A 23427-nucleotide genomic window follows, 5' to 3' on the forward strand; every position below is an offset into this window, starting at 1 on the left:
TATGCCGCTTTTTTATTTTGAAAGCGAACGTTATGTTTTTCATGTAAAGGGGTAGAAGCAAGAGATAGTAGATAGAAAAAAGCGAATGGAGTAGGTGCACAAAATGAAATTACGTGTGATTGTCCCGTGTTTTAATGAAACGGACGTCTTACATCAAACGATTCAAGAAATATCAGATATACTAGAAAAAGATAGTGTCGAGCAATCTTATGATTACGACATGTTGTTTGTTGATGATGGGAGTCAAGATGATACAATCATGCTTCTTCAACAAGCAGCAGCACAGTCGTCACATGTGAAGTTTATTTCATTTAGTCGCAATTTCGGAAAAGAAGCTGCAATGATTGCGGGGTTTGAACATAGTACGGACTGTGATGCGGTCGTCATGATTGATGCCGATTTACAACATCCACCTGAGCTAATACCAGAGATGGTCAAAGCGTATCTCGAAGGCTATGATCAAATTATTGCCAAACGTAATCGGGATGGTGAACATGCATCGCGTAAATGGATGACGCGTTTGTATTATAAAATAGTCAATTATTTCATTGAGGATATAGAGCTAGAAGATGGCGTTGGCGATTTTAGAATGTTAAGTCAACGCGCTGTCCGTTCGCTCGTGAGTTTAAAAGAGTATAACCGATTCTCAAAAGGACTCTTTTCATGGATTGGTTACAACAGTAAGGTCATTCATTATGACAATGTTGAGCGTGAAGTAGGCGAATCGAAATGGTCATTCGGTAGTTTGCTCAATTATGCGATAGACGGTTTGATTTCATTTAATTATAAGCCGCTACGAACAATGATTTATTTAGGTTTACTTATTTTTGGTGTCAGTATGATTTACATTATTTATCTCTTTATTGATACATTGATTCATGGTATTGATGTGCCGGGTTACTTTACAATGATTGCGGCCGTGCTGTTTATCGGTGGTATCCAGCTCGTATCAATAGGGGTGATTGGTGAATATATCGGACGTATTTATTATGAAGTAAAACAACGGCCGAAGTATATTGTGGAGGCAGCGAATGTTCAAATGCCAACCTATCATGATGACGCCAAACAAGACCTGTCATGATAGAGGACTAGGTGAATTTTCCGGTTCAGCTGATGCCTCAGGAGTTTTGGCAACTTTTGAAGAAGTTTTCAAAATGAATCAAAGCGTTTTCGGGGTTGGGACATAGAAAATATTACACCTTCATCTATTCATAGATTTATGATTCATTAATGACCTTAAGTCGGAAAACGAGGATGAATGGCATACAAAAAAGGTGTAGATGATTGAAGTCTTTGAAAGAAGATTTCATCATCTACACCTTTATATTGTGATTAACACAGTAATTTTAGACGTATAGTCTATTTTTTACCACGCATTTTACCTAAAATTAATGAAGCTAATGCGATGAAAATGATTGAACCGATTAACGCTGGTAAAATGTATACGCCACCGAATTCTGGACCCCAATGGCCAAATAACCAGCTACCAATCGCAGAACCGATTAAACCTGCGATAATATTTCCGAGGATACCTCCTGGAACATCTTTACCTAAAATTGCACCAGCAGCCCAACCAATGAGACCGCCGACAATTAACATCACTATAAAACCCATAGTATATGCCTCCTTTATTTTCTGAACTTTATTAAGGCTCAATTAATACATACCACGTGCAACGGGTTTTTAATCATCTTTTTTTTAAATAAATATTTGTTCTAACAAAAAGATGAGGATGAGGCATGCGTAAATGATGAGATATAAGTACCAAAAAGGTGTTAATAACATCATGATAATCATGGATACTACAATGAAGCAAGCACCTGTGAACAACGGTTTTTTAATTTTCAAACGTCGATAAAAAGCTTCAAATCGCGGTGAATGTAACACACTAGAAAATTGTAAGATGGCACCAAATAAAAAGATTGCAGGTGCTAAATACGGCACAGACATATAAATCGATTGATCTGCTGTTTGGCTCATGACCACGAATAAAATGCTAATCATCATCGCGATAATAACAGTAAAAAATTTTTGGTTTTGAATTTTAAATGTACGCACATTGCGATCTAAATAAACTTGTAAGATAAACCATGTCAAATACATTAAAAAGCTACTCATCGTAATAAAATTAAGTTGGTTTAATAAAATAGGATTCAGTATACTATTCACAGTTATCGCAAATAAGAAAGCACTTAAACGCACGTATTGGTATTGATGTCGATACATATCAATGAGAAATACGCCAACGACGATAATGATATTTAAGATGACAAATAAGGCCATTGTGTTCTCCTAACTTTTCGCAATTCATTACACTATTATATCAATATCATTGTGGATAAGCATTTAATAACACTTTTAATGAAATAACAATTTGAGGACATCACGTGTAAGCTTTTTCAATGCATGCTGTCCCCAATAGCTATGTGCGCTAAACGCCTTTTTGATTGCTCCAAACCAATGTGTGCAGTTGTGGTAAGACGAATACTTCATTCATCTCTGCATCCGCTGTCACACGGTCGATTAACTGTTCGTAACGTTCGAGTAGTTTGGCTGTATGCTGTTCGACATGTTCTTCTAAATAAGGATTTCCCACTTGTAAGTAGAAAGGGATATCTGGATAACGATGGTGAATCATTTTCGCAAAGTCATAATCTGCATCATCAAATACGACGACTTTTAAATTGATACGTGATACGTCTAATTGTAATATAACTTCATCTAAGCGTGGTAAATCTTGCTGCATACCAGAACTTGGCGGCTTGGGTGAGAGGGTTAAGTCATTGATTTGGCGCATCCAAGGTTTGAACTGTGACCCTTGTGTTTCAAGTGCCGTGCGAATGTTATTGGCTTCACATAAATCTACAAATGACTGCAATCCTTTAATTAAAGCAGGGTTCCCGCCAGAAATGGTCACGTGATTAAAACGGTCGCCACCAATGTTTCTCAGTTGCGCTAAAATGTTTTCTGCTGCCATCATTTCAATTTCATCTTTCATACTGCCGTCCCAAGTGAATTTTGAATCGCACCAACTACAACGAAAGTCACAACCTGCTGTACGGACGAACATTGTTTTACGACCAATGACTTTACCTTCACCTTGAATAGTTGGACCGAAAATTTCGAGTACAGGTATTTTAGCCATGACGTTGCTCCTTATTTTTAGGGCGATATACGACATAGCTTGTAGGTGTCTCACGTAAAAACACTTGCAAGCATTTGGGTGCGTTTGGCAATTCTGCTAAACGTGTGCTAACAATGTCATAAATCGTTTGTGCCACAAATTCAGTAGAAGGACTTTTACCTTGAAATGGGGCTAAGTCGTTCAGAAGATAATGATCGAATTGGTCATGAATTAAACTTTTCAACTCACTAAAATTAATTAAAAAGCCCATGCTATCTAGTTCATCTCCAGCAATCGTTAAATTGACAAAGTACGTATGCCCATGCACACGTGTACACTTTCCAGCACGTTCGTCAGGAATGAAATGTGCTGCTGAAAAATTAAAGTCTTTATTCAGTTCAAACATATAATCATGGTCTACTTGTGGATACATTTGTTGCATCATTGGACTTCACTCTCTTTCTCAGCAAGATATTGGTCGAGACCGCGTTGCCTTAATTGACATGCTGGACATTCGCCACAGCCTTCTGCGATGATGCCGTTATAACATGTTAATGTACGGTCGCGCACGTAATCGAGTACACCTAAATCATCACTTAATGCCCATGTTTCTTTTTTATTGAGCCACATGAGCGGTGTATGTATGACAAAGTCACGATCCATTGCTAAATTCAATGTCACATTCATCGACTTAATGAAACTGTCTCGGCAATCGGGATAGCCGGAAAAGTCTGTTTCGCATACACCTGTAATAAGATGTTTTGCGCCGATTTGGTATGCTAATGCACCGGCAAATGATAGGAAGAGTAAATTTCGGGCAGGGACGAAAGTGTTCGGGACGTCATTATGGCTATCGATGGTCATATCGTGTGATGTGAGCGCATTCGGAGTCAGTTGAGAGAGTAGAGCCATATCTAACACGTGATGTTTTAATCCTTGATCTTGTGCGATTTCTTGTGCGACTTCGATTTCTTTCGCATGACGTTGACCGTATTCAAATGTAACCAGTTCAACGTCTTTAAAATGTTTTTTAGCGTAGAAGAGACATGTCGTACTGTCTTGTCCACCGCTAAATACTACAAGTGCCTTCTCGTTATTGAGCACTTCGGACATGGTTGATCGCTCCTTTTGTAGAGAAGCTCCTAAAATCAGGCATAAAAAAAGCCGTCACTATAAAAAATAGACGGTTGCAAGTGTCTAGTTTTTTATAGAGGGTTGGTAGCTAGGAACCTCTGCAATTCAATTATGTTCCATACTGTAATACATTTAGTATTATAAATCAAGTCGTGCCCTGCTGATTATCACTTCAACTTTGTCAATTAGGGCGACATTTGTGATAATAGAAGTATTAAAGAAAGAATGAGGCAAAAACTATGATAGTGATGATAGATAATCAAGATTCTTTTACGTATAATATTGTTGATTATGTAGAATATGAGAGTCAACAAACCGTCACGGTAATCGATGTCGAAGCCGTTTCTATTGCGGCATTAAAAGAGATGGAACCGACAGCAATCATCATTTCTCCTGGTCCTGGTGCGCCAGAAGATTATCCGATTCTTTTTGAAGTCGTGAAGGCATTTGAAGCAACGACGCCGATTTTAGGTGTTTGTCTAGGCTTTCAATTATTAGTGACGTATTATGGTGGGAAAATTATTCATGCACCACGACCTGTCCATGGGCATACGACACGCATCAGTCATGACCAATCACTACTGTTTCATGGGTTACCTGAACAGTTTGAGGTGATGCGTTACCACTCATTAATGGCAGATCCGACAACGATTGAGGCGCCTCTCGTTGTATCAGCACAAAATGAAGACGGCATTGTGATGGCAGTTCGGCATATGTCACGACCGATAGACGGGGTCCAATATCATCCCGAGTCGATTTTGTCTGAATACGGTCACGAACAAATACGTAACTTTTTGAGAAAAGCGGGGGTTCATCATGGTTGTGAAGTTTAATTATAAATATTATAACGATCCGGATACGACGACCACGTATCGCTATCATTTTGAAAAACCGCTTCATACAGGTATTGCGCGCGAACTGAATCAAGTCGGTCAAGTGGTTGATGAAGCGGCACAATACCAACAACAAGGGTATTACGTCGCACTATATTTGCCATATGAAGCAGCACCGTATTTTCATGAAGCGTATCAAACCTATACACCTGAAAATCATATTTACGCTGCGTATTATGTATTTGAGCAACCCGTTGACTCTGGACATAGTGCACCAACTGAACCGCAACAACATAGCGCGCGAGGTGCTCATTTTCAATTTATGGACAGTCCAAAGACGATTACGCAACATATTCGTACGATACACGATGAAATTACAGCAGGTTGGACGTACCAAGTGAATTATACGACACGTCTTAAAAGTTTCGATCAAATGTCGTTTTCAGCAATGTATGATCGTTTGACACAACAAACGAATGGCGACTATACGGTATTGATTGATACAGCCGAAGTGAAGGTGGCATCGATTTCACCAGAGCTCTTTTTCCAAGTAGGGGACTTTAGTGATCAAGGTCGTACAGTCGTCAGTAAACCGATGAAGGGTACGATGCCTCGAGGTGCGACGATTGAAGAAGATGAACGTCACGCAGAAATGTTGCGAGAATCTCAAAAAGACCGTGCTGAAAATGTGATGATTGTCGATTTATTACGTAATGATATTGCACGAGTGGCTGAACGGGGCAGTGTGAAAGTGTACCATCCATTTGCGATTGAACGTTACCAAACTGTATTCCAAATGACGACAATGGTCACTGGACGTGTTTCGGACACGACGACGTATCAAACGTTATTACGCGCACTTTTCCCGTGTGGTTCTATTACAGGTGCACCAAAAGTGAATACGATGCGCATTATTCATCATCTTGAAACAACGCCACGTCATATTTATTGCGGGGCTATCGGTTTGCTACACCCGAATGGACGCGCGATTTTTAATGTACCGATCCGTACCGTCGAACAAATTCATGACACATTGTATTACGGTGTCGGTGCAGGGATTACGATCGATTCTGACCCAGATCAAGAATATGCAGAATTTCATGCGAAAACGAAAATATTAGAGGGATTGCGATGAATTTATTTGAAACGATGCGACTGGACAATGGTGAAATACCAAGACTGGCTTATCATGCAGAACGACTACAGCGCGCAAGTACTGTACTTGAGCTCCCATTTGACGACGTACGATGGCAACAAACGATACAACAACTATACGAAGCGTACCCAACTGGCCAGTATCGTGTGAAGGTCATTCTTGAACCGTCTGGAGAATTTCGTGCAGAAGTAGGTGTGTTACAAAAAACGACAACGATGACGGCGCAATTTGTCCCAATGAAGCGAGACATTCCGGAATGGCAACGTATATACAAAACGTCAGAACGTGAGCATGTGGCGCATACTCACACAACGCAACTCGCTTTGTTTTTCGACGAAGATACGGATAAAGTGCTAGAATTTGATATTGGTAATGTCGTTATTACAATAGACGGCACGCATTATACGCCTGTGTATAAAAAAGATTTTTTACAAGGATGTATGCGACGTGCTTTGTTAGCTGATCAACAAATAACGGAAAAATATTTAACGACTGCGATGATAAAGGAAGCATTACAACAAGGCGGTCAACTGTGGATGATTAATAGTTTGCGTGAGTGGGTACCTATTACGCTTGAACAGATAAAGTAGGTGATTGTATGATTGGGCTCTATATTTTAGGTTTTTTGGTTGTGATGTGGATCGGTCAAATCGTGTCACAGCGGCTTGTTGCGCGGGAATACCGTCTATGGATCTACGTATGGATGCTGGGTGTCCTCATCATACAATGCATGCTCATTTATGGTTTTGTCGTAGAACTCTCCCAACATACAGGTGAAATTTTAAGTTTATTTTATGATGAAAAATAGAGGTGAAAAAATGAAAGTTTATAGTCAAGGAGATCAAGCGATTGTTGTTTCTTTAAAAGGAGATGTGACTCCTGCCGCTACTGAAAAGCTTCTTCTTATACGGCATTGCTTAATCAATCAAAATTATCCATTTATTACGGAAATCGTACCGACGGAAACGGACATGTTGATTTCTTATGATGCGCGGATGATGATGAAACATTTGAATATTGATTCGCCATTTTTACATATGAAAGCCATGATTGAGAACATTAATATAGATGACATGACTTTAGATAAAGAAATCCATTGTGTAAAGGTCCCAATTGTATATGGCGGGGCGAATGGACCGCACTTAGAAATGATTTTAAAAGAGTTGAATATGGACCGTCAAACATTTATTGAGATACATACAGGAACGGACTATTTTGTTTCGATGATGGGCTACTCACCAGGTTTTCCATACTTATCTGGTGTCGATCCGCAAATTATTGTGAATCATACCGCAGCTGAACCACGTTTGATTCCAGCAGGATCGGTTATTTTAGAAAACAATAAATGTGGCATTACTACGACTGAAACGTATAGCGATTGGCTCGTTATCGGTCATACGTCTTTGCCATTATTCAATCCCAAAAAGGAAGATTTCGCTTTGATTTCACTGGGGGATCACGTGAAATTTTTTGAAGTACAAGCAGGAGGTAACGACGCATGACAATCATCATAGAAGAGAGCGGATTATTTTCAAGTTTTCAAGATTTTGGACGTGAAGGTTATGAACATATGGGTGTTATTCGTAGTGGTGCTTTAGATGTGTTGGCGCACGAAATTGCGAATCGTTTAGTCGGTAATGACCGCAATGAAGCGACCCTTGAGATGAGCAATCAAATGGCACGTGTTCGCTTTACAGAACCGACGCTCATCGCATTGTCAGGGGCACAAGGTGTTGCGCATACAGATGACATGCGTGTACAAATGAATAAATTATATTTAATGAACAAAGGAGACGTGTTAGTTGTTGATCATCTACGTCGCGGTTCTCGTTTGTACTTAGCGGTTGCAGGTGGTTTTGAACTCGATCAATGGCTCGGTTCGACATCGACAGATACGATTTCTGGCATGGGCGGCTTTAAAGGGCGTCGTTTACAAGCAGGTGATACGATCGAACTGAAACGTGACTATCATACGCGACATCATCAGTTATTTAAAAACTTGGCCCAACGTAAGACGGTTGATTGGGGCGTTGATGGTTATGCCTTGTCATTTAACTACATATCAGACGTCGTGCATGTGATTCCGAATAAAGGCACAGAAGATTTTGAAGCGGAAGTGCTCCGTCAATTCACACACGGTGAGTATCAAGTGACGAGTAAAGCGAATCGTATGGGTGTCGTCTTAGAAGGGGCGCCGATTAAAGCGTATTATGACGATATGCCACCACACCAGTCTGTGAAACGTGGCACAATTCAAGTAAAAAAAGAAGGCGCACCGGTCATTTTGTTAAACGATCATTATACTTTAGGCAGTTACCCACAAATTGGTACGATTGCGTCATATCATTTGTCTAAAATTGCACAAAAACGTCAAGGTTCAAAAATTAAGTTTCAATTTATTGATGTGTTGCAAGCAGAACAAAACTTGGTGAAATATCATAAATGGCGTAAGCAGTTGTTCCAAGGTATCGAATTTAGAATGCAAAAAGAAATGTTGAAGTAATCATTGATGTGAGGACCTAAGAAATACTACTTGAGTCCGAGTGCAATATAAGTGCATTACAGTATAATGAAATACATTCGACGAGATGCGTCTATGCAAGATGAAGACGCTATGAAGCATTCATGAAGTCAATATGAAGGGGCAATGAATATCGTCATTACGAATGGTTTTGACTTGAAATTTTATGTTAAATCCTATATATTGATATATTGAAATTACTGTTGAATATTACAAAATGATTACAAAAAGCATAACAACTAAGTAGAATGTTTACAATCTTAGTGTAAATGATAAACAAATTGACTTTGAGGATTAGAATTAAATACGGGGGAACAATTATGGAAAAAGGAAAAAAGAAAATAGGCATTTTTACGTTTTTCCTACTCATGGTTTTAACAATCGCGTTAAAAACGTATTTTGCTTATTATGTGGACTTATCACTTGGCGTGAAAGGTTTAACACAAAATTTAATTTTATTAATGAACCCATACAGCTTAGTTGCACTTATTTTAAGTGTGTTCTTATTCTTTAAAGGACGTAAAGCGTTTTGGTTCATGTTTGTTGGCGGGTTTTTGCTCACCTTTTTATTATATGCCAATGTCGTGTATTTCCGCTTTTTCTCAGATTTCATTACATTTAGTACATTGAACCAAGTGAGTAATGTAGACTCTATGGGTGGTGCAGTAAGTGCATCATTCCAATGGTACGACTTTGTTTACTTCCTTGATCTCATCGTGTACTTATTTGTACTCGTGTTCAAACGTAACTGGTTGAGCCGCAATGTATTTCAGAAAAAGTTTGTACCTGTAGTGATGGCTACGGCAGTTGCGTTATTTTTCTTGAACTTAGCGTTTGCGGAAACAGATCGACCTGAATTATTAACGCGTACATTTGACCATAAATATCTTGTGAAATATTTAGGGCCGTACAATTTTACAGTTTATGATGGTGTTAAAACTATACAAAACAATCAACAAAAGGCACTCGCTTCTGAAGATGACTTAACAGAAGTATTGAATTATACCAAACAAAAGCAAGCAGAACCGAATATGGAATACTATGGAAAGGCTAAAGGTAAAAATGTGATTAAAATCCATTTAGAAAGTTTCCAAACATTCCTTATTAATAAAAAGATTCATGGTGAAGAAGTAACGCCGTTTCTAAACAAGTTGTCTTCAGGTAATGAGGACTTTAGATATTATCCGAATTTCTATCACCAAACGGGTCAAGGTAAAACATCAGATGCTGAGTTCACAATGGATAACAGTATGTATGGTTTGCCTCAAGGTTCGGCTTTTTCACTCAAAGGTGACAACACGTATCAATCATTACCAGCGATTATGCATCAACAGCAAGGCTATACTACGAATGTGATGCATGGTGACTATAAAACGTTCTGGAACCGTGACCAAGTGTACCGTCATTTCGGTATAGATAAGTTTTATGATGCAACATATTTTGACATGTCTCCAGAAAACTTAGAAAACCTTGGATTAAAAGATAAAGAGTTTTTCCACGAAGCAGCAGATTACTTATCTAAAGAAAAACAACCGTTCTATTCTCATTTAATTACGTTGACGAACCATTATCCGTTCACATTAAGTGATGAAGACGCAACGATTGCAAAAGGTGACACTGGTAACTCAACGGTCGATGGTTATATTCAAACAGCCCGTTACTTAGATGAATCAGTAGAACAGTTTATTAATGACTTAAAAGAACGCGGACTCTATGATGATTCAGTCATTATGATTTACGGTGACCATTATGGTATTTCAGAAAATCATAATAAAGCGATGTCACAATTGTTAGGCGAAGAGATTACGCCAGCGAAGTTTAATGACTTGAATGCAACAGGTTTCTGGTTGAAAGCACCAGGTGTAGAACCTAAAGTAGACGATACGTACGCAGGTCAAGTTGATGTTATGCCGACTTTACTTCACTTGCTTGGCATTGATACGAAAAATTATCTCATGTTTGGTACAGATATGTTATCTAAAGACCATAAAGAACTTGTACCATTCCGCAACGGTGATTTTGTGACGAGAGATTATAAATATGTAAACGGTAAAGCTTATAGTAACAAAAATAATCAACCGTTAGAAACGCCGCCAGCAGATCTTGATAAGAATAAGAAGCAAGTACAACATGATTTAGAAATGAGTGATAAAGTCTTGAACGGTGACTTATTCCGATTCTATGACAATCCTGATTTCGATAAAGTGAACCCAGCAGATTATAAATATGCGACGGGTCCAAAAGCAGATCAAAAATAATCACATCTTGGCAGGGAAGTGTACAAAACAGTACACCTCCCTGTTTTGTATGTCAGACTATAAAATTTAGGGTGCCTTTAAATGTGAGCATTGAATACAATGGTGCGCATAGACGCCTTTTGGAATTTTGACAACTCCCGTTATGGACTGGATACCTTAGGGTACGCCACTCGCTGCGACTCAGTCCATCTTTATTGAAGGGTATACAACACTTCGCAAGGGCACTGTACAGTGAGCATTCCGAGAGTGGTATATAGGGTCAAAGGGTGCGTGATGATATTGAAATGTCGCATTTATACACGAACAAAAAACCGTTCAATGTTTCTTCACATTGAACGGTTTTTAAATTTACCCTAAAGCAACGTCAAGTATCATCATAATAGTGAAGCCCACCATCAAGCTGAGTGTCGCAAGATCTGTGTTTTTACCAGCCTGTGAATCAGGAATTAATTCTTCAACAACGACGAAAATCATCGCGCCTGCAGCAAAAGCGAGTGCGTAAGGGAGTATCGGTGTCACAACCAACACTGCTGCTGCACCCACTGTAGCAAAAACAGGTTCTACCAGTGCTGACGCTTGTCCGTAATTGAAGGCTTTCCATTTGGATTGTCCTGAAGCATGTATCGGTAATGATAACGCAGCCCCTTCAGGAATGTTTTGAATCCCAATCCCAATTGCCAGTCCAAGTGCACCGAGTAAAGTCGCATGTTCATTTCCTGTCGCAATGCCACCAAAAGCAACGCCGATAGCGAGCCCTTCAGGAATGTTATGCAATGTGATCGCAAGTAATAAAAGTGTATTTTTATTTAAACTCGTTTCAACACCTTCCTGATGTTGTGATTCATCAGGTGCATTTCGGTGCATATGTGGAATGACATAGTCTAAAGAACGGATGAACACACCACCGAGCAAAAATCCAATGGCGGCAGGGAGCCAGGGTGCAGCACTATCCGAACTGCTTTCAATGGCAGGTTGGAGTAATGACCAAAAGCTCGCCGCAATCATAATACCGGCAGCAAAGCCTTGCATCGAATTCAACACTTTTTCGTTGACACTTTTAAAAACAAATACGGTCGCAGCCCCTAATGCAGTGAGTAACCACGTGATGATACCCGCAAATAATGCTTGTAAAAATGGGGGCATGTTTGAAATAGAATCCAACATTGAAATAGCTCCTTGTATCATTTGTTCTAAAAAAAGTGTATAATATATAGAACTGATTTAAGGTTAACAGATAAATGTGAGTAAATCTATAAGAAAAAGGGTGTATGTGTTGTGGAAGCCTATAAAATTGAACACCTCAACAAATCTTATGCGGATAAAGTCATTTTTGATGATTTACAGTTATCCATTTCTAATCCAGAGCGGATCGGATTAGTCGGCATTAATGGAACGGGGAAAAGTTCATTGCTCAAAGTCATCGCAGGTATGGATGAAGATTTTGATGCCGTTCAATCGCATCCGAAACAATATCGTATTCGTTATGCGGCACAAAATCATAACTTGGATCCAACATTAACAGTTTATGAAGCAGTTTATAGTGCGGATTCCAAAGAGTTACAAGTCATTAAACGTTATGAAGAAGCCACTGCACAATATGCAGAGCAGCAAACAGACAAAGCTTTTGACGCGATGATGGCAGCACAAGCCGACATGGATGCATACAGCGCTTGGGATTACAGTGCTGAAATTAAAACAATTTTATCGAAACTAGGTATTCATGATACGACACGCCGAATGAATGAATTATCAGGTGGTCAACAAAAGCGTGTTGTTTTAGCGCGTACTTTAATTGAAAAACCAGATTTATTATTATTAGACGAACCGACGAACCATTTAGATTTCGAATCGATTCATTGGTTGATTCAATTTGTAAAATCTTATCCGAAAACAGTGGTCTTTGTGACGCATGATCGTTACTTTTTAAATGAAGTGGCGACACGAATTGTAGAATTAAGAAACGGCAAGTTAGATACATATCCAGGCAACTATGAAGCTTATATTGCAATGCGAGCTGAGCGTGAAGAAATCGAAGCGCGTCAACAAACGAAGCAACGTGCACTTTTTAAACAAGAGTTAGCATGGATGCGTGCCGGTGTCAAAGCGCGAACAACGAAGCAACAAGCAAGGCAAGATCGTTTTCATGATTTGAAAGAACAAGTACAGTCTCATCAAACGCAAGACAAGGGGTCATTGAATCTTGCATATTCACGATTGGGCAAACAAGTCTTTGAACTTGAAAATGTGACGAAACGGATTGATGGTCGGACATTATTTGAAAATGTGTCGACATTGATTCAAAAAGGTGTGCAAATCGGCATTGTAGGTCCGAATGGCGTTGGAAAAACAACGATGCTGAATATTTTAGCAGGTGAAGATCAACAATTTGACGGCGTATTAAAAGTCGGTCAAACAGTGAAAGTAGCATATTTCAAACAAACGGATGAACGATTGAATCGGGATGTCCGCGTGATTGATTTCTTGCGTGAAGAAAGTGAGTTGGCACGGCAAAAAGATGGGACGACTGTTTCCATCACGCAATTGTTGGAATGGTTTTTATTTCCGAGTGCGACTCATGGTAAAAAAGTGTACAAACTTTCAGGTGGCGAGCAAAAGCGTCTCTATTTATTAAAGCTGTTAGTCCATCAGCCGAACGTATTGCTATTGGATGAGCCGACAAATGACCTCGATACAGAGACGTTAACCATTTTAGAAGACTATATTCAAACGTTTGGTGGTACGGTCATTACTGTGAGCCACGACCGTTACTTTTTAGATAAAGTCGTGGATTGTTACTGGTATATTCATGACGGTCAAATCGATATGATTTTAGGACAGTTTGAAGATTATTTAGCATTTCAAAAACAACTTGAACAAGCAGCAACACAAGTAGAATCCGTAAAACAGCAACCAGCAGTACAACCAAAGAAGAAAAAAGGATTATCCTACAACGAAAAACGAGAATATGACATGTTATTAGTGCGCATCGAGGAAACTGAATTGCGTCTGACTGAAATTGACGCAGAAATGATTGAAGCGAACGCAGATTATGCCAAAATCAAAGCATTAAATGAAGAGAAAGAAACGCTCGAAGCTCAATATGATACCGATATGACGCGGTGGAGTGAACTAGAAGAAATATTAGAACAATAGAGGGATAGCATGGAGCAAACATTGTCGCATTATTTTGGATACAAATCTTTTCGGCCTGGTCAAAAAGAGATTATTGAACGTGTATTGAATCATCAGCATACGTTAGGGGTTTTACCAACAGGTGGTGGTAAATCGTTATGTTACCAAGTGCCGGGATTAATGTTTAAAGGAACGACCATTGTCATCAGTCCTTTAATTTCGTTAATGAAAGACCAAGTGGACCAATTGACCGCAATGGGAATATCTGCGGCTTATTTGAATAGTAGTCTAAGTACGCAAGCACAAAAAGAGATAGAAGCACAATTGGTTAAAGGTGAGCTGAAATTTTTATACATCGCACCGGAACGTTTTGAACAAACATATTTTGAAATGTTGTTGCGACGTGTCGATATTTCACTCGTCGCATTTGACGAAGCACACTGTATTTCAAAATGGGGACACGATTTTCGACCAAGTTATCAAGCAGTTATTCAAAGAGTATTGGCTATGCCTCAACAGTTTTCGATTGTTGCATTAACAGCTACAGCGACGGCAGAAGTGCAACAAGACATTATGGAACGATTGATGATTTCACGCGAACATCTAGTCAAAACCAGTATTCGACGCCGTAATTTGAAATTCCAGGTGAACGGGACATACCAACGTCAAAAATTTGTATTGGATTATATTCAAAAACATAGTCAGAAGGCGGGGATTGTTTATTGTTCAACACGTAAACAAGTAGAAGCCTTGTATGAAGCGTTAGAAGACGCAGATGTTCCTGTATCATACTATCATGCTGGCATGACGGCAAAACAAAGAGATGAAGCGCAAAATGACTTTTTATATGACCGGACACGTGTAGTTGTCGCGACGAATGCATTCGGTATGGGTATTGATAAATCGAATGTGCGTTATGTCATTCATTACAATATGCCGGGTGATTTGGAGTCGTATTACCAAGAGGCAGGGCGTGCAGGTCGAGACGGTTTAGATAGCGATTGTATTTTACTGTACAGTGATCGTGATATTGGGTTACATCAGTATTTTATCGGTGCCTCGAAAGCGGATGATGATTACAAGGAGCGCATGGGTGAAAAATTGACTAAAATGATTCAATATACAAAGACGACGAAATGTCTTGAAGCGACATTAGTGCATTATTTTGAGCCAAATGAAAAACTTGAAGAATGTCAGCAATGTAGTAACTGTGTCGATAAAAATAAAACGTATAATATGACGAAAGAAGCAAAAATGATCATTAGTGGTGTCGCACGTTTACGTCAACAAGAAGGCTATCAAACGGTCATTCAGGTTTTGCGTGGTGAGGTTTCGGATTATATTCGTCATCAAGGTTATGAAAGCCTCTCGACGTATGGCTTAATGAAAGATTATACGACTGGCGAGTTACACCATTTAATCGATGAACTACGCTTTAAAGGCTTCCTCAACGAGCATGACGAAATCCTCATGTGTGATGCCTCGGTAGCAAAGTTGTTGAGTGAAGATACGCAAGTGTATACGACCCCGTTTAAACGTAAGTCGAAAGAAACCGTGCGTATTAATACCGTAGAAGGGGTCGATCGTACGTTATTTGAAAAGCTTGTCGAAGTCAGACGTGAAATGAGTGAACGTTTAAACATGCCACCGACGAATATTTTCACAGATTATACATTGGAAGCTTTTGCGAAAAGAAAGCCTGTCACAAAACAAGAAATGATTCAGATTGATGGTGTGGGTAGTTATAAACTGAAGCATTATTGTCCTGAATTTTTAGAAGCCATTCAAGAATATAAAATGCATAGTTCATAACACATCAGATGGAGCTAGGGGAAGCCCTGGCTCTTTTTTTGCAAATCAATCATTTTTATTAAGTCGGTTAGATTGGCAAATGATGGTCGATAGGGTGTGTGACATGACGATTTCACACACTTGGCAATTTCGAATGCAAATCAAGTTATTTTTGCAATAAATTGTGCTTTAATGAGTATAATCCTATTTGTTTAGGGTAAATGAAAATGTATAGAAAGAAACGAAATGAAAACAAAAAGATAGAGGGATTGTATGATAAAATTTAGCAATGTATCTAAGCGTTATGGTGACCGAGCTGTCGTCAATCAAGTGGATATGGAAATCAATGAAGGTGAATTTTTCGTCTTGATTGGTCCGTCTGGCTCAGGTAAAACGACAACAATGAAAATGATCAACCGCTTAATACCATTATCTGAAGGGTATATCTACTTTAAAAATCGCCCGATAAGTGATTATTCAGTATACGAAATGCGTTGGGATATGGGCTATGTGTTACAACAAATTGCGCTATTTCCGCATATGACCATTCGTGATAATATCGCACAAGTCCCATTGATGAAAGGTTGGTCAAAAGAAAAAATTGATGCCCGCGTCGACGAACTGTTATCAATGGTTGGACTTGAACCGGAGCAGTTTAGAAACCGAAAGCCTGAAGAATTATCAGGTGGTCAACGTCAACGTGTCGGCGTCGTACGTGCACTTGCAGTCGATCCACCTGTCATTTTAATGGATGAACCCTTTAGTGCCTTAGACCCGATTACACGAGAAAAATTACAAGATGACTTGTTAAAATTGCAAGATCAAATTAAGAAAACGATTGTATTTGTAACACATGATATCGAAGAAGCGTTCAAATTAGGCGACCGTATTTGCCTATTGAATCATGGTCAAGTGGAACAAATTGGCACACCGAATGACTTCATTAAATCACCTAAAAATGATTTCGTTTGCCAATTTTTAGGTGACTTAACGAGTGTAGTGCTGAATCATTTTTCACTTGGCAAAGTCGTTGAAATTGTAGGTGAAATAGCAACAGAAGAGCAGTTGAGTCAGTATCCTGTTGTCCATGCTGATCAAACAGTGAGTGACGTTTATGATGCGCTTGTACAACATGAAGCGGTCATTGTGCCTGTCGAAGGTGAACAGTGGTCTTTATCACGCCAAGACATCTTTAGCTTTTTATCAAAAAATCAGGCAGGTGAGACAGCATGAATACATTTTTAGAGACATTGAATAGTCGAAAAGGTGAGTTATTTGCTGCCTTACTTGAACACATCCAATTGTCATTTGTGGCATTACTGATTGCCGTGTTAATCGGTGTACCGCTCGGCATTTTGTTAACAAAAACGAAAAAAATATCTGAAGTTGTGATTAACATTGCAGCGGTCTTACAAACCATTCCGTCACTAGCTTTACTCGGTTTGATGATTCCATTATTCGGTATTGGAACGGTACCTGCTGTCATCGCCCTTGTTGTGTATGCACTATTACCGATTTTACGTAATACATATACCGGAATTACAGGTGTAGATCCTTCATTAATTGAAGCAGCTAAAGGTATTGGTATGAAGCCGATTCGTCGTTTAACTAAAGTCGAACTGCCATTAGCGATGCCGGTCATGATGGCAGGGATTCGTACAGCCATGGTATTGATTATTGGTACGGCGACATTAGCAGCATTAATCGGTGCGGGGGGTCTAGGTGACTTAATCTTACTTGGTATCGACCGGAACAATACATCATTAATTTTAATTGGGGCGATTCCAGCAGCGATATTAGCCATTTTGTTCGATGTGATTTTAAGAATTTTAAGTCATATTTCTTACCGTAAAATGTTAACGACACTCGGTGTGATGTTATTACTTATGTTGATGGTTACAGTTGCGCCACTTTTCTCTAGTCAAAATGAACGTATTACGATTGCAGGGAAGTTAGGTACAGAGCCTTCAATTATCACGAATATGTACAAGATTTTAATTGAGGATCAAACAGATTATACGGTGTCAGTGAAAGACGGCATGGGTAAAACTACATTTTTATTCAATGCATTAAAATCAGACGATATTGATGGTTATTTGGAATTTACAGGAACGGTATTAGGTGAATTGACGAAAGAAACGCCGAAGTCTAAAGACGAAAAAGAAGTGTATCAACAAGCGAATGCAAGCTTGGAGAAAAAATTTGATATGACGCTGTTGAAGCCAATGCAATACAACAATACGTATGCCTTAGCAGTGAAGCGTGATTTTGCAGAAGCACACAACATTAAATCGATAAGCGACTTGAAAAAAGTTGAAGATGACATCAAGCCAGGCTTTACCCTTGAATTTAATGACCGTGAAGATGGTTATCCTGCGATTCAAAAAGCGTATCATTTAAACTTCCAAAATGTGAAAAAGATGGAACCTAAGTTGCGTTATCAAGCTATTGAAAGTGGCGATATTAACTTAATTGATGCGTATTCAACAGATGCCGAATTAAAACAATATGACATGGTCGTGCTCAATGATGACCGTAAAGTATTCCCACCATATCAAGGTGCACCATTGTTTAAAAAGTCATTTATTGAAAAGCACCCAGGTGTTGAAAAAGCATTAAATCAGCTAGAAGGTAAAATCTCTGATGAAGAAATGCAAGAAATGAATTATCGTGTAGCTGAAAAAGACGAAGATCCGTATGAAGTTGCGAAAGCATATCTCGAGAAACAAGGTTTGATTGACAAATAGCACGATGATTGAATCATTTTTGCGATTAGGTTTACGGATGATTGATTGATTTTATAACAAATCGTATAGGAATGACTGGACTAGTGTGGCCTTTCAAAGTTTTTTGATGGGTTTCGTGGTCCAGTCTTTCTTTATTAAAGGTTACGCTTTGTTGTTATTATATTACACGAATGACATCGTATTTTTACTTCTGCTTGATCAAAAATTTTTATTCGAACATTCAATGGACTAAGAATTTATGTGTGGCTGCTCTAGCATTTTAAAGTGTTAAACGTTATACTAGTAAATATATTTTAAAAATTCTGATTTATGGGAGGTTTAGAAATGAAGTCTCAAATTTCTAAATTAAGTGCGTATCAACCTGGATTGTCACCGGAGAAGTTAAAAGAAAAGTATGGGATTGAAGGTGAACTTCATAAACATGCTTCTAATGAAAATTTATTTGGTCCATCTCCTAAAGCGAAACAAGCGATTAAAGACCATGTAGATGACCTCTTTTTATATCCTGAACCGAATGCGCCGTTGTTACAAGAAGCGATTGCCGCGCATTATGGTGTTGATAAAGCACAAGTTCTTTTTGGTGCGGGCCTTGATGAAATGATTGTGATTATTTCTAGAACATTAGTGCGCGCAGGAGACAATATTGTAACGAGTGCGGGGACGTTTGGCCAATATCTTCACAATGCAGTCGTAGAAGATGCGGAGACGATTCAAGTGCCACTCATTGATGGGGCGTTTGATTTAGATGGTATTGCAGCAGCAGTAAACGATAAAACAGCAGCGGTATGGATTTGTAACCCGAACAACCCAACTGGTACATACCATACACATGATGACATCGTGGCGTTTTTAGAAAAGGTTCCTTCACACATTCCAGTATTTATGGATGAGGCTTACGCGGAATATGTAACTGCGGAAGATTATCCGAAAACGTTAGAATTGATGAAGCAATATGGTAATGTCGCGCTAATGCGTACGTTCTCGAAGGCGTATGGTTTAGCAGGATTACGTATCGGCTATCTGATTTCTACGCCAGAATTAGCTGCACAATTAAATGTCATTCGTCCGCCATTTAATACGACACGTTTATCTGAACAAGCGGCATTGAAAGCGTTAGAAGATCAAGAATATCTACAACAAATCGTGGAAACGAACCGTGTTGAAAGAGAAAAATTCTTAAATCTTGAAACATCTTTAAAAATTTATCCGTCACAAACGAACTTTGTCTTTGTAGAAACAGATCGTGCGAAAGAATTAGATGAAACGTTATTACGTCACGGCATCATTGCGCGTCTATTCCCTAATGGTATTCGTATTTCATTAGGCTTCCCAGAACAAAATGAAGTCATTCGCAACGTATTGAAATCATTTTAATCTTTAAAAATGACATACGTGCTTGTGCGGGAATCATCAAATGCTTAGACCAAGTATGTTATGATAAAGCAGTGAGATGAATGTATACAAGGAGCGATAACATGAGAACTTCAATAGGGATTGATATGGATGAAGTACTGGCAGATACGATGGGCGCGATTTTAGATGAGTTGAATCGCCGTACACAATTAGGTGTGACAATCGATCAAATCGCTGGAAAGAAAATTTATGAAATCATGCCAGAACATACGAAAGAAATCCGGGATATTTTGGCATCAGATGGTTTTTTTGGCCGTTTAGATGTGATGAAAGATGCTCAAGAAGTTGTTAAAAAATTATCCGAGCACTATGACATTTATATTGTTACAGCTGCAATGGATGTACCGACATCTTTCCATGACAAATATGAATGGTTGCTGAAGCATTTCCCATTTTTAGATTCACAACAATTTGTGTTCTGTGGCCGTAAAGACATTGTCGCGACTGATTACTTAATTGATGACAATCCGCGTCAATTAGGGGGACATACAGGGAAGCCGTTGATGTTTTCAGCGCCACATAATGAAGGGAATACCGATTTTGAGCGTGTGAATAACTGGAAAGAAGTAGAAGCCTACTTTTTCGGTAAAGAAGCGTAGAATAAAAAATCACAAAAACAGATTTGATATTGTTTCTGAACACAATTAAAAGAGACGTTGGGGCAGTTCGTTCCTCAACGCCTCTTTTTTTATCGTTTTAAATGTTAGTTATCATTGGCTTGTCCTGGTTCTACCGTCAGTAATTCAATCGCTTGTGGAATGATTTCAATATTAACTGGTGTATCTAAAGCAATTTCACCATCGATATCCACGCGCATTGTTGGCTCAGTATGCACATGAATTTGACGACTTGGAATATGTTCGATATTGTCGCTAATTTCATTCCATGTCATACTATCGCGTAAACTAAAGATGTCTTTAAGAATGCTCATACTATAGTTATTAAAGATAAATGTATTCAGTTCACCATCACTAGGAGACATTTCCATAAGCGGAATTTTGCCACCACCTATGAAGCGACCATTGGCAAATAACAACATCGATGTTTCACCGGTATACGTTTGACCATCAATCTCTAATGTATAGTTAAAAGGCTCTGGATTTGAAAGTGTTTTAAGTGTTGATGTAATATAACTTAATTTGCCGAACAAGTCTTTAGATTTACCTTGTACATTTTCAGCATTTTGTACCATCAAACCGATACCAGCAAAGTTGAGCACATAGCGGTCCTCTACTTTCATCACATCGTATTTTTGAGGCGACGCTATCAAAAGGTCATGACTTGCTGGGCCAGCTTTTGTTGATAAGTTCAATGTTTTCGTAAAGTCATTAAATGTACCGCCCGGAATAATACCGACTGGGAGGTTTAAGTTATATTTTAAGACACCATTGATTAATTCATTGACCGTTCCATCGCCACCCAAAATAAACAAAACATCGATGTTTTCACGGTTGTTGTTTGATTGAATATGATGGCAGTATTTTTCAATATCACCTTCATTTTCGCTTAATTGAATGGTGAATCTTTTACAGAGCTGGGTAAGTGCGACAGTGACTTCACCTAGGCCTTCATGTATTTTCTTGAGGCCTGAATGTTGGTGATAAAAAAGAACGCCGTGTTCATATTTTGGTGCCATATGTTTGCTCCTTTCATTTCGCGTACACTTCATTGTATACCGCAATTGTGTGGATGTTAATCATGACAACTTCGATAGACTCAAAAAGGTGCGAATACGCGGGATATCCCAAACGTATACGCACCTCATTGTGATGTTAACGAATACCTTTCATAGCTCTTAAAATATATGGTGAACCGATGACGGCTAAGAGCGCGACAACGATAGCGATACCGCCAATGAGACCGAAATAGTTTTGGTTCCCAATAATCGGCTGAAGTTTCACAAGTTGTGCATTGATGGCTTGTGCCGTTGCATTAGTTAATAACCATAAACTCATCATTTGAGAGTTGAAGTTTTCAGGTGCAAGTTTAACAGCTGAACTGTTTCCAGTTGGTGAAATACAAAGCTCACCAATCACACAAATGATATATGACAAAATGATCCATACAAACCAAATATGCGCGTCATTGTATGCATAAATCACAACCATCATGAGTATGAATGAGCTACCTGCTAAAAATAAGCCGAGTGCAAATTTAATTGGTAAACTTGGTTCAAAACGACCCAATCTTCTCCATAACCAAGAAATGACTGGTGCGAAGACGACAATGAAAAATGGATTAATCGATTGGAACCATGTCACAGGAAATACACTTTCCCAGCCGAATAAGTTGAAAGCAAGGTCTGCCTTTTCATCCGCATAGACAGCGAGAACGTTCGCACCTTGTTCTTGAATAGACCAGAAAATAACGCCGACAACAAATAATGGAATGAACGCGATAACACGAGAACGTTCGACAGCTGTTGTATCTTTACTGACGATCATAATCGTAAAATAGACAAATGGTAATGCAAAGCCTAAAACTAATACGATTAAACTCACTAAATTAAAAGAAAGTGTTCCAGTTAAAGATGCGATGACTACGACTAAGACAATCGCAGCGATAATCAGCCCGAAAAGCATACCATATTTTTTCTTTTCTGCTGGGCTTAAAGGGTTAGGTGGCGCGATGCCGATACGTCCTAGATTACGCTTATGGAATAAAAGGTAAAATAGTAGTGACAGCCCCATACCGATTGCAGCAATTAAGAAACCACCATGAAAATTCCCTACATTTCTAAAATGATCTAATACGAGCGGTGAAATAAATGCCCCCATATTGACAGCCATATAGAAAATAACGAAACCTGAATCTACACGGCTATCATCTTTTGGATAAAGACGTCCTACGATATTGGAAATGTTCGGTTTCATCAGACCTGAACCTACAATAATAAAGAACATCGATGACAGTAAGCCAGTTAATCCAAAAGGTAAGCTTAAACAAACATGACCGATAATAATTAATATCGCACCGTAAAACATGGAACGTCTTGTCCCCAGTATTCGGTCAGCAACCCAGCCCCCTAGAATAGATGTCATGAAGATTAATGAACCATAGACGGCTATCAACGATTGAGCGAATGTTTTTTCGAGCCCTAATCCACCTTGACTGACGTTATAGTAAATGTAATAAATCAATAGGGCACGCATACCGTAATAGCTAAATCGCTCCCAGAATTCTACGGTATATAATACGCCTAAACCACGAGGGTGGCCGAAGAATCCCTTTTGTGGAATTTCTTGTACAGCTTTTTCGTGTGATAATTCTGACATTTCAATCAATCCTTCCTATCTGAACAAAACATGTAATAGAAAG

Annotated in this window: 22 protein-coding genes and 1 riboswitch; of the genes, 14 read left to right on the forward strand and 8 right to left on the reverse strand. The window is 38.9% G+C overall.

The annotated features are described in order from the left end of the window. Positions 1 to 103 precede the first annotated feature (103 nt). Positions 104 to 1081 (forward strand): glycosyltransferase family 2 protein, encoded by a 978-nt coding sequence (locus CD138_RS02655; RefSeq protein WP_019168549.1) that lies wholly within the window; start codon positions 104 to 106, stop codon positions 1079 to 1081. 278 nt (positions 1082 to 1359) lie between these two features. On the opposite strand, the gene CD138_RS02660 is transcribed toward CD138_RS02655, so the two are convergent. The 5 genes from CD138_RS02660 to queC all read right to left on the reverse strand — a co-directional run bounded on the left by CD138_RS02660 (position 1360) and on the right by queC (position 4237). Beyond that, positions 1360 to 1614: a GlsB/YeaQ/YmgE family stress response membrane protein gene (locus tag CD138_RS02660; RefSeq protein ID WP_019168548.1), complete on the reverse strand. Its 255-nt coding sequence runs from the start codon at positions 1612 to 1614 to the stop codon at positions 1360 to 1362. An 84-nt stretch (positions 1615 to 1698) separates the two neighbouring features. Then, positions 1699 to 2283: a hypothetical protein gene (locus CD138_RS02665; RefSeq protein ID WP_019168547.1), complete on the reverse strand. Its 585-nt coding sequence runs from the start codon at positions 2281 to 2283 to the stop codon at positions 1699 to 1701. A gap of 148 nt (positions 2284 to 2431) precedes the next feature. After that, on the reverse strand, positions 2432 to 3145 hold the full coding sequence (gene queE / locus CD138_RS02670; RefSeq protein ID WP_019168546.1) for a 7-carboxy-7-deazaguanine synthase QueE: 714 nt from the start codon (positions 3143 to 3145) through the stop codon (positions 2432 to 2434). Then, complete coding sequence (queD, locus tag CD138_RS02675; protein ID WP_019168545.1) at positions 3138 to 3569, reverse strand: 6-carboxytetrahydropterin synthase QueD; 432 nt, start codon at positions 3567 to 3569, stop codon at positions 3138 to 3140. Before queD ends, queE begins: the two co-directional genes overlap by 8 nt. Beyond that, complete coding sequence (queC, locus tag CD138_RS02680; RefSeq protein WP_019168544.1) at positions 3566 to 4237, reverse strand: 7-cyano-7-deazaguanine synthase QueC; 672 nt, start codon at positions 4235 to 4237, stop codon at positions 3566 to 3568. The genes queD and queC overlap by 4 nt, the downstream gene beginning before the upstream one ends. Positions 4238 to 4315: 78 nt before the next feature. Continuing rightward, positions 4316 to 4363, reverse strand: a riboswitch (PreQ1 riboswitch). A gap of 134 nt (positions 4364 to 4497) precedes the next feature. Here queC and CD138_RS02685 point away from each other — a divergent pair. The 7 genes from CD138_RS02685 (at position 4498) to ltaS (ending at position 11026) form a co-directional block, all read left to right on the forward strand. Continuing rightward, the gene (locus CD138_RS02685) at positions 4498 to 5091 is read left to right on the forward strand and encodes an anthranilate synthase component II (RefSeq protein WP_019168543.1); all 594 of its coding nucleotides are present in this window, start codon (positions 4498 to 4500) and stop codon (positions 5089 to 5091) included. After that, on the forward strand, positions 5075 to 6226 hold the full coding sequence (gene pabB / locus CD138_RS02690; protein ID WP_019168542.1) for an aminodeoxychorismate synthase component I: 1152 nt from the start codon (positions 5075 to 5077) through the stop codon (positions 6224 to 6226). Before CD138_RS02685 ends, pabB begins: the two co-directional genes overlap by 17 nt. After that, on the forward strand, positions 6223 to 6837 hold the full coding sequence (locus CD138_RS02695; RefSeq protein ID WP_019168541.1) for an aminotransferase class IV: 615 nt from the start codon (positions 6223 to 6225) through the stop codon (positions 6835 to 6837). Before pabB ends, CD138_RS02695 begins: the two co-directional genes overlap by 4 nt. Positions 6838 to 6845: 8 nt before the next feature. Next, positions 6846 to 7055, forward strand: a complete 210-nt coding sequence (locus CD138_RS02700) for a hypothetical protein (RefSeq protein ID WP_019168540.1) — start codon at positions 6846 to 6848, stop codon at positions 7053 to 7055. Between the two features lie 10 nt (positions 7056 to 7065). Beyond that, positions 7066 to 7749, forward strand: coding sequence for a 5-oxoprolinase subunit B family protein (locus CD138_RS02705; protein ID WP_026066851.1), 684 nt, complete (start codon positions 7066 to 7068; stop codon positions 7747 to 7749). Then, positions 7746 to 8750 (forward strand): 5-oxoprolinase subunit C family protein, encoded by a 1005-nt coding sequence (locus CD138_RS02710; protein ID WP_019168538.1) that lies wholly within the window; start codon positions 7746 to 7748, stop codon positions 8748 to 8750. The genes CD138_RS02705 and CD138_RS02710 overlap by 4 nt, the downstream gene beginning before the upstream one ends. Positions 8751 to 9088: 338 nt before the next feature. After that, entirely contained in the window at positions 9089 to 11026 is a 1938-nt protein-coding gene (gene ltaS / locus CD138_RS02715) for a polyglycerol-phosphate lipoteichoic acid synthase LtaS (RefSeq protein WP_019168537.1), read from the forward strand. A 348-nt stretch (positions 11027 to 11374) separates the two neighbouring features. Here the strand turns inward: ltaS and CD138_RS02720 are convergent, their stop codons facing one another. After that, positions 11375 to 12190 (reverse strand): ZIP family metal transporter, encoded by an 816-nt coding sequence (locus CD138_RS02720; protein WP_019168536.1) that lies wholly within the window; start codon positions 12188 to 12190, stop codon positions 11375 to 11377. Between the two features lie 111 nt (positions 12191 to 12301). Between CD138_RS02720 and CD138_RS02725 the strand changes: the two genes are divergently transcribed. From CD138_RS02725 to CD138_RS02750, 6 genes are all read left to right on the forward strand, one after another. Next, entirely contained in the window at positions 12302 to 14179 is a 1878-nt protein-coding gene (locus CD138_RS02725) for an ABC-F family ATP-binding cassette domain-containing protein (protein ID WP_019168535.1), read from the forward strand. Between the two features lie 9 nt (positions 14180 to 14188). Then, positions 14189 to 15970 (forward strand): DNA helicase RecQ, encoded by a 1782-nt coding sequence (gene recQ, locus CD138_RS02730; protein ID WP_019168534.1) that lies wholly within the window; start codon positions 14189 to 14191, stop codon positions 15968 to 15970. 252 nt (positions 15971 to 16222) lie between these two features. Beyond that, positions 16223 to 17182 carry an ABC transporter ATP-binding protein gene (locus tag CD138_RS02735; RefSeq protein WP_019168533.1) on the forward strand — a complete coding sequence of 320 codons (960 nt, stop codon included), beginning with the start codon at positions 16223 to 16225 and terminating at the stop codon, positions 17180 to 17182. Then, positions 17179 to 18696 carry an ABC transporter permease/substrate-binding protein gene (locus CD138_RS02740; RefSeq protein WP_019168532.1) on the forward strand — a complete coding sequence of 506 codons (1518 nt, stop codon included), beginning with the start codon at positions 17179 to 17181 and terminating at the stop codon, positions 18694 to 18696. Before CD138_RS02735 ends, CD138_RS02740 begins: the two co-directional genes overlap by 4 nt. A 324-nt stretch (positions 18697 to 19020) precedes the next feature. Continuing rightward, positions 19021 to 20070, forward strand: a complete 1050-nt coding sequence (gene hisC / locus CD138_RS02745) for a histidinol-phosphate transaminase (RefSeq protein WP_019168531.1) — start codon at positions 19021 to 19023, stop codon at positions 20068 to 20070. Positions 20071 to 20171: 101 nt separating this feature from the next. Next, positions 20172 to 20708 (forward strand): 5' nucleotidase, NT5C type, encoded by a 537-nt coding sequence (locus CD138_RS02750; protein ID WP_019168530.1) that lies wholly within the window; start codon positions 20172 to 20174, stop codon positions 20706 to 20708. Between the two features lie 104 nt (positions 20709 to 20812). Here CD138_RS02750 and CD138_RS02755 read toward each other — a convergent pair whose 3' ends face one another. Further along, entirely contained in the window at positions 20813 to 21745 is a 933-nt protein-coding gene (locus CD138_RS02755) for a diacylglycerol/lipid kinase family protein (RefSeq protein ID WP_019168529.1), read from the reverse strand. Between the two features lie 136 nt (positions 21746 to 21881). Next, complete coding sequence (locus tag CD138_RS02760; RefSeq protein ID WP_019168528.1) at positions 21882 to 23384, reverse strand: peptide MFS transporter; 1503 nt, start codon at positions 23382 to 23384, stop codon at positions 21882 to 21884. Between the last annotated feature and the right edge of the window lie 43 nt (positions 23385 to 23427).

The organism is Staphylococcus intermedius NCTC 11048, assembly GCF_002902385.1.
GTDB lineage: Bacteria > Bacillota > Bacilli > Staphylococcales > Staphylococcaceae > Staphylococcus > Staphylococcus intermedius.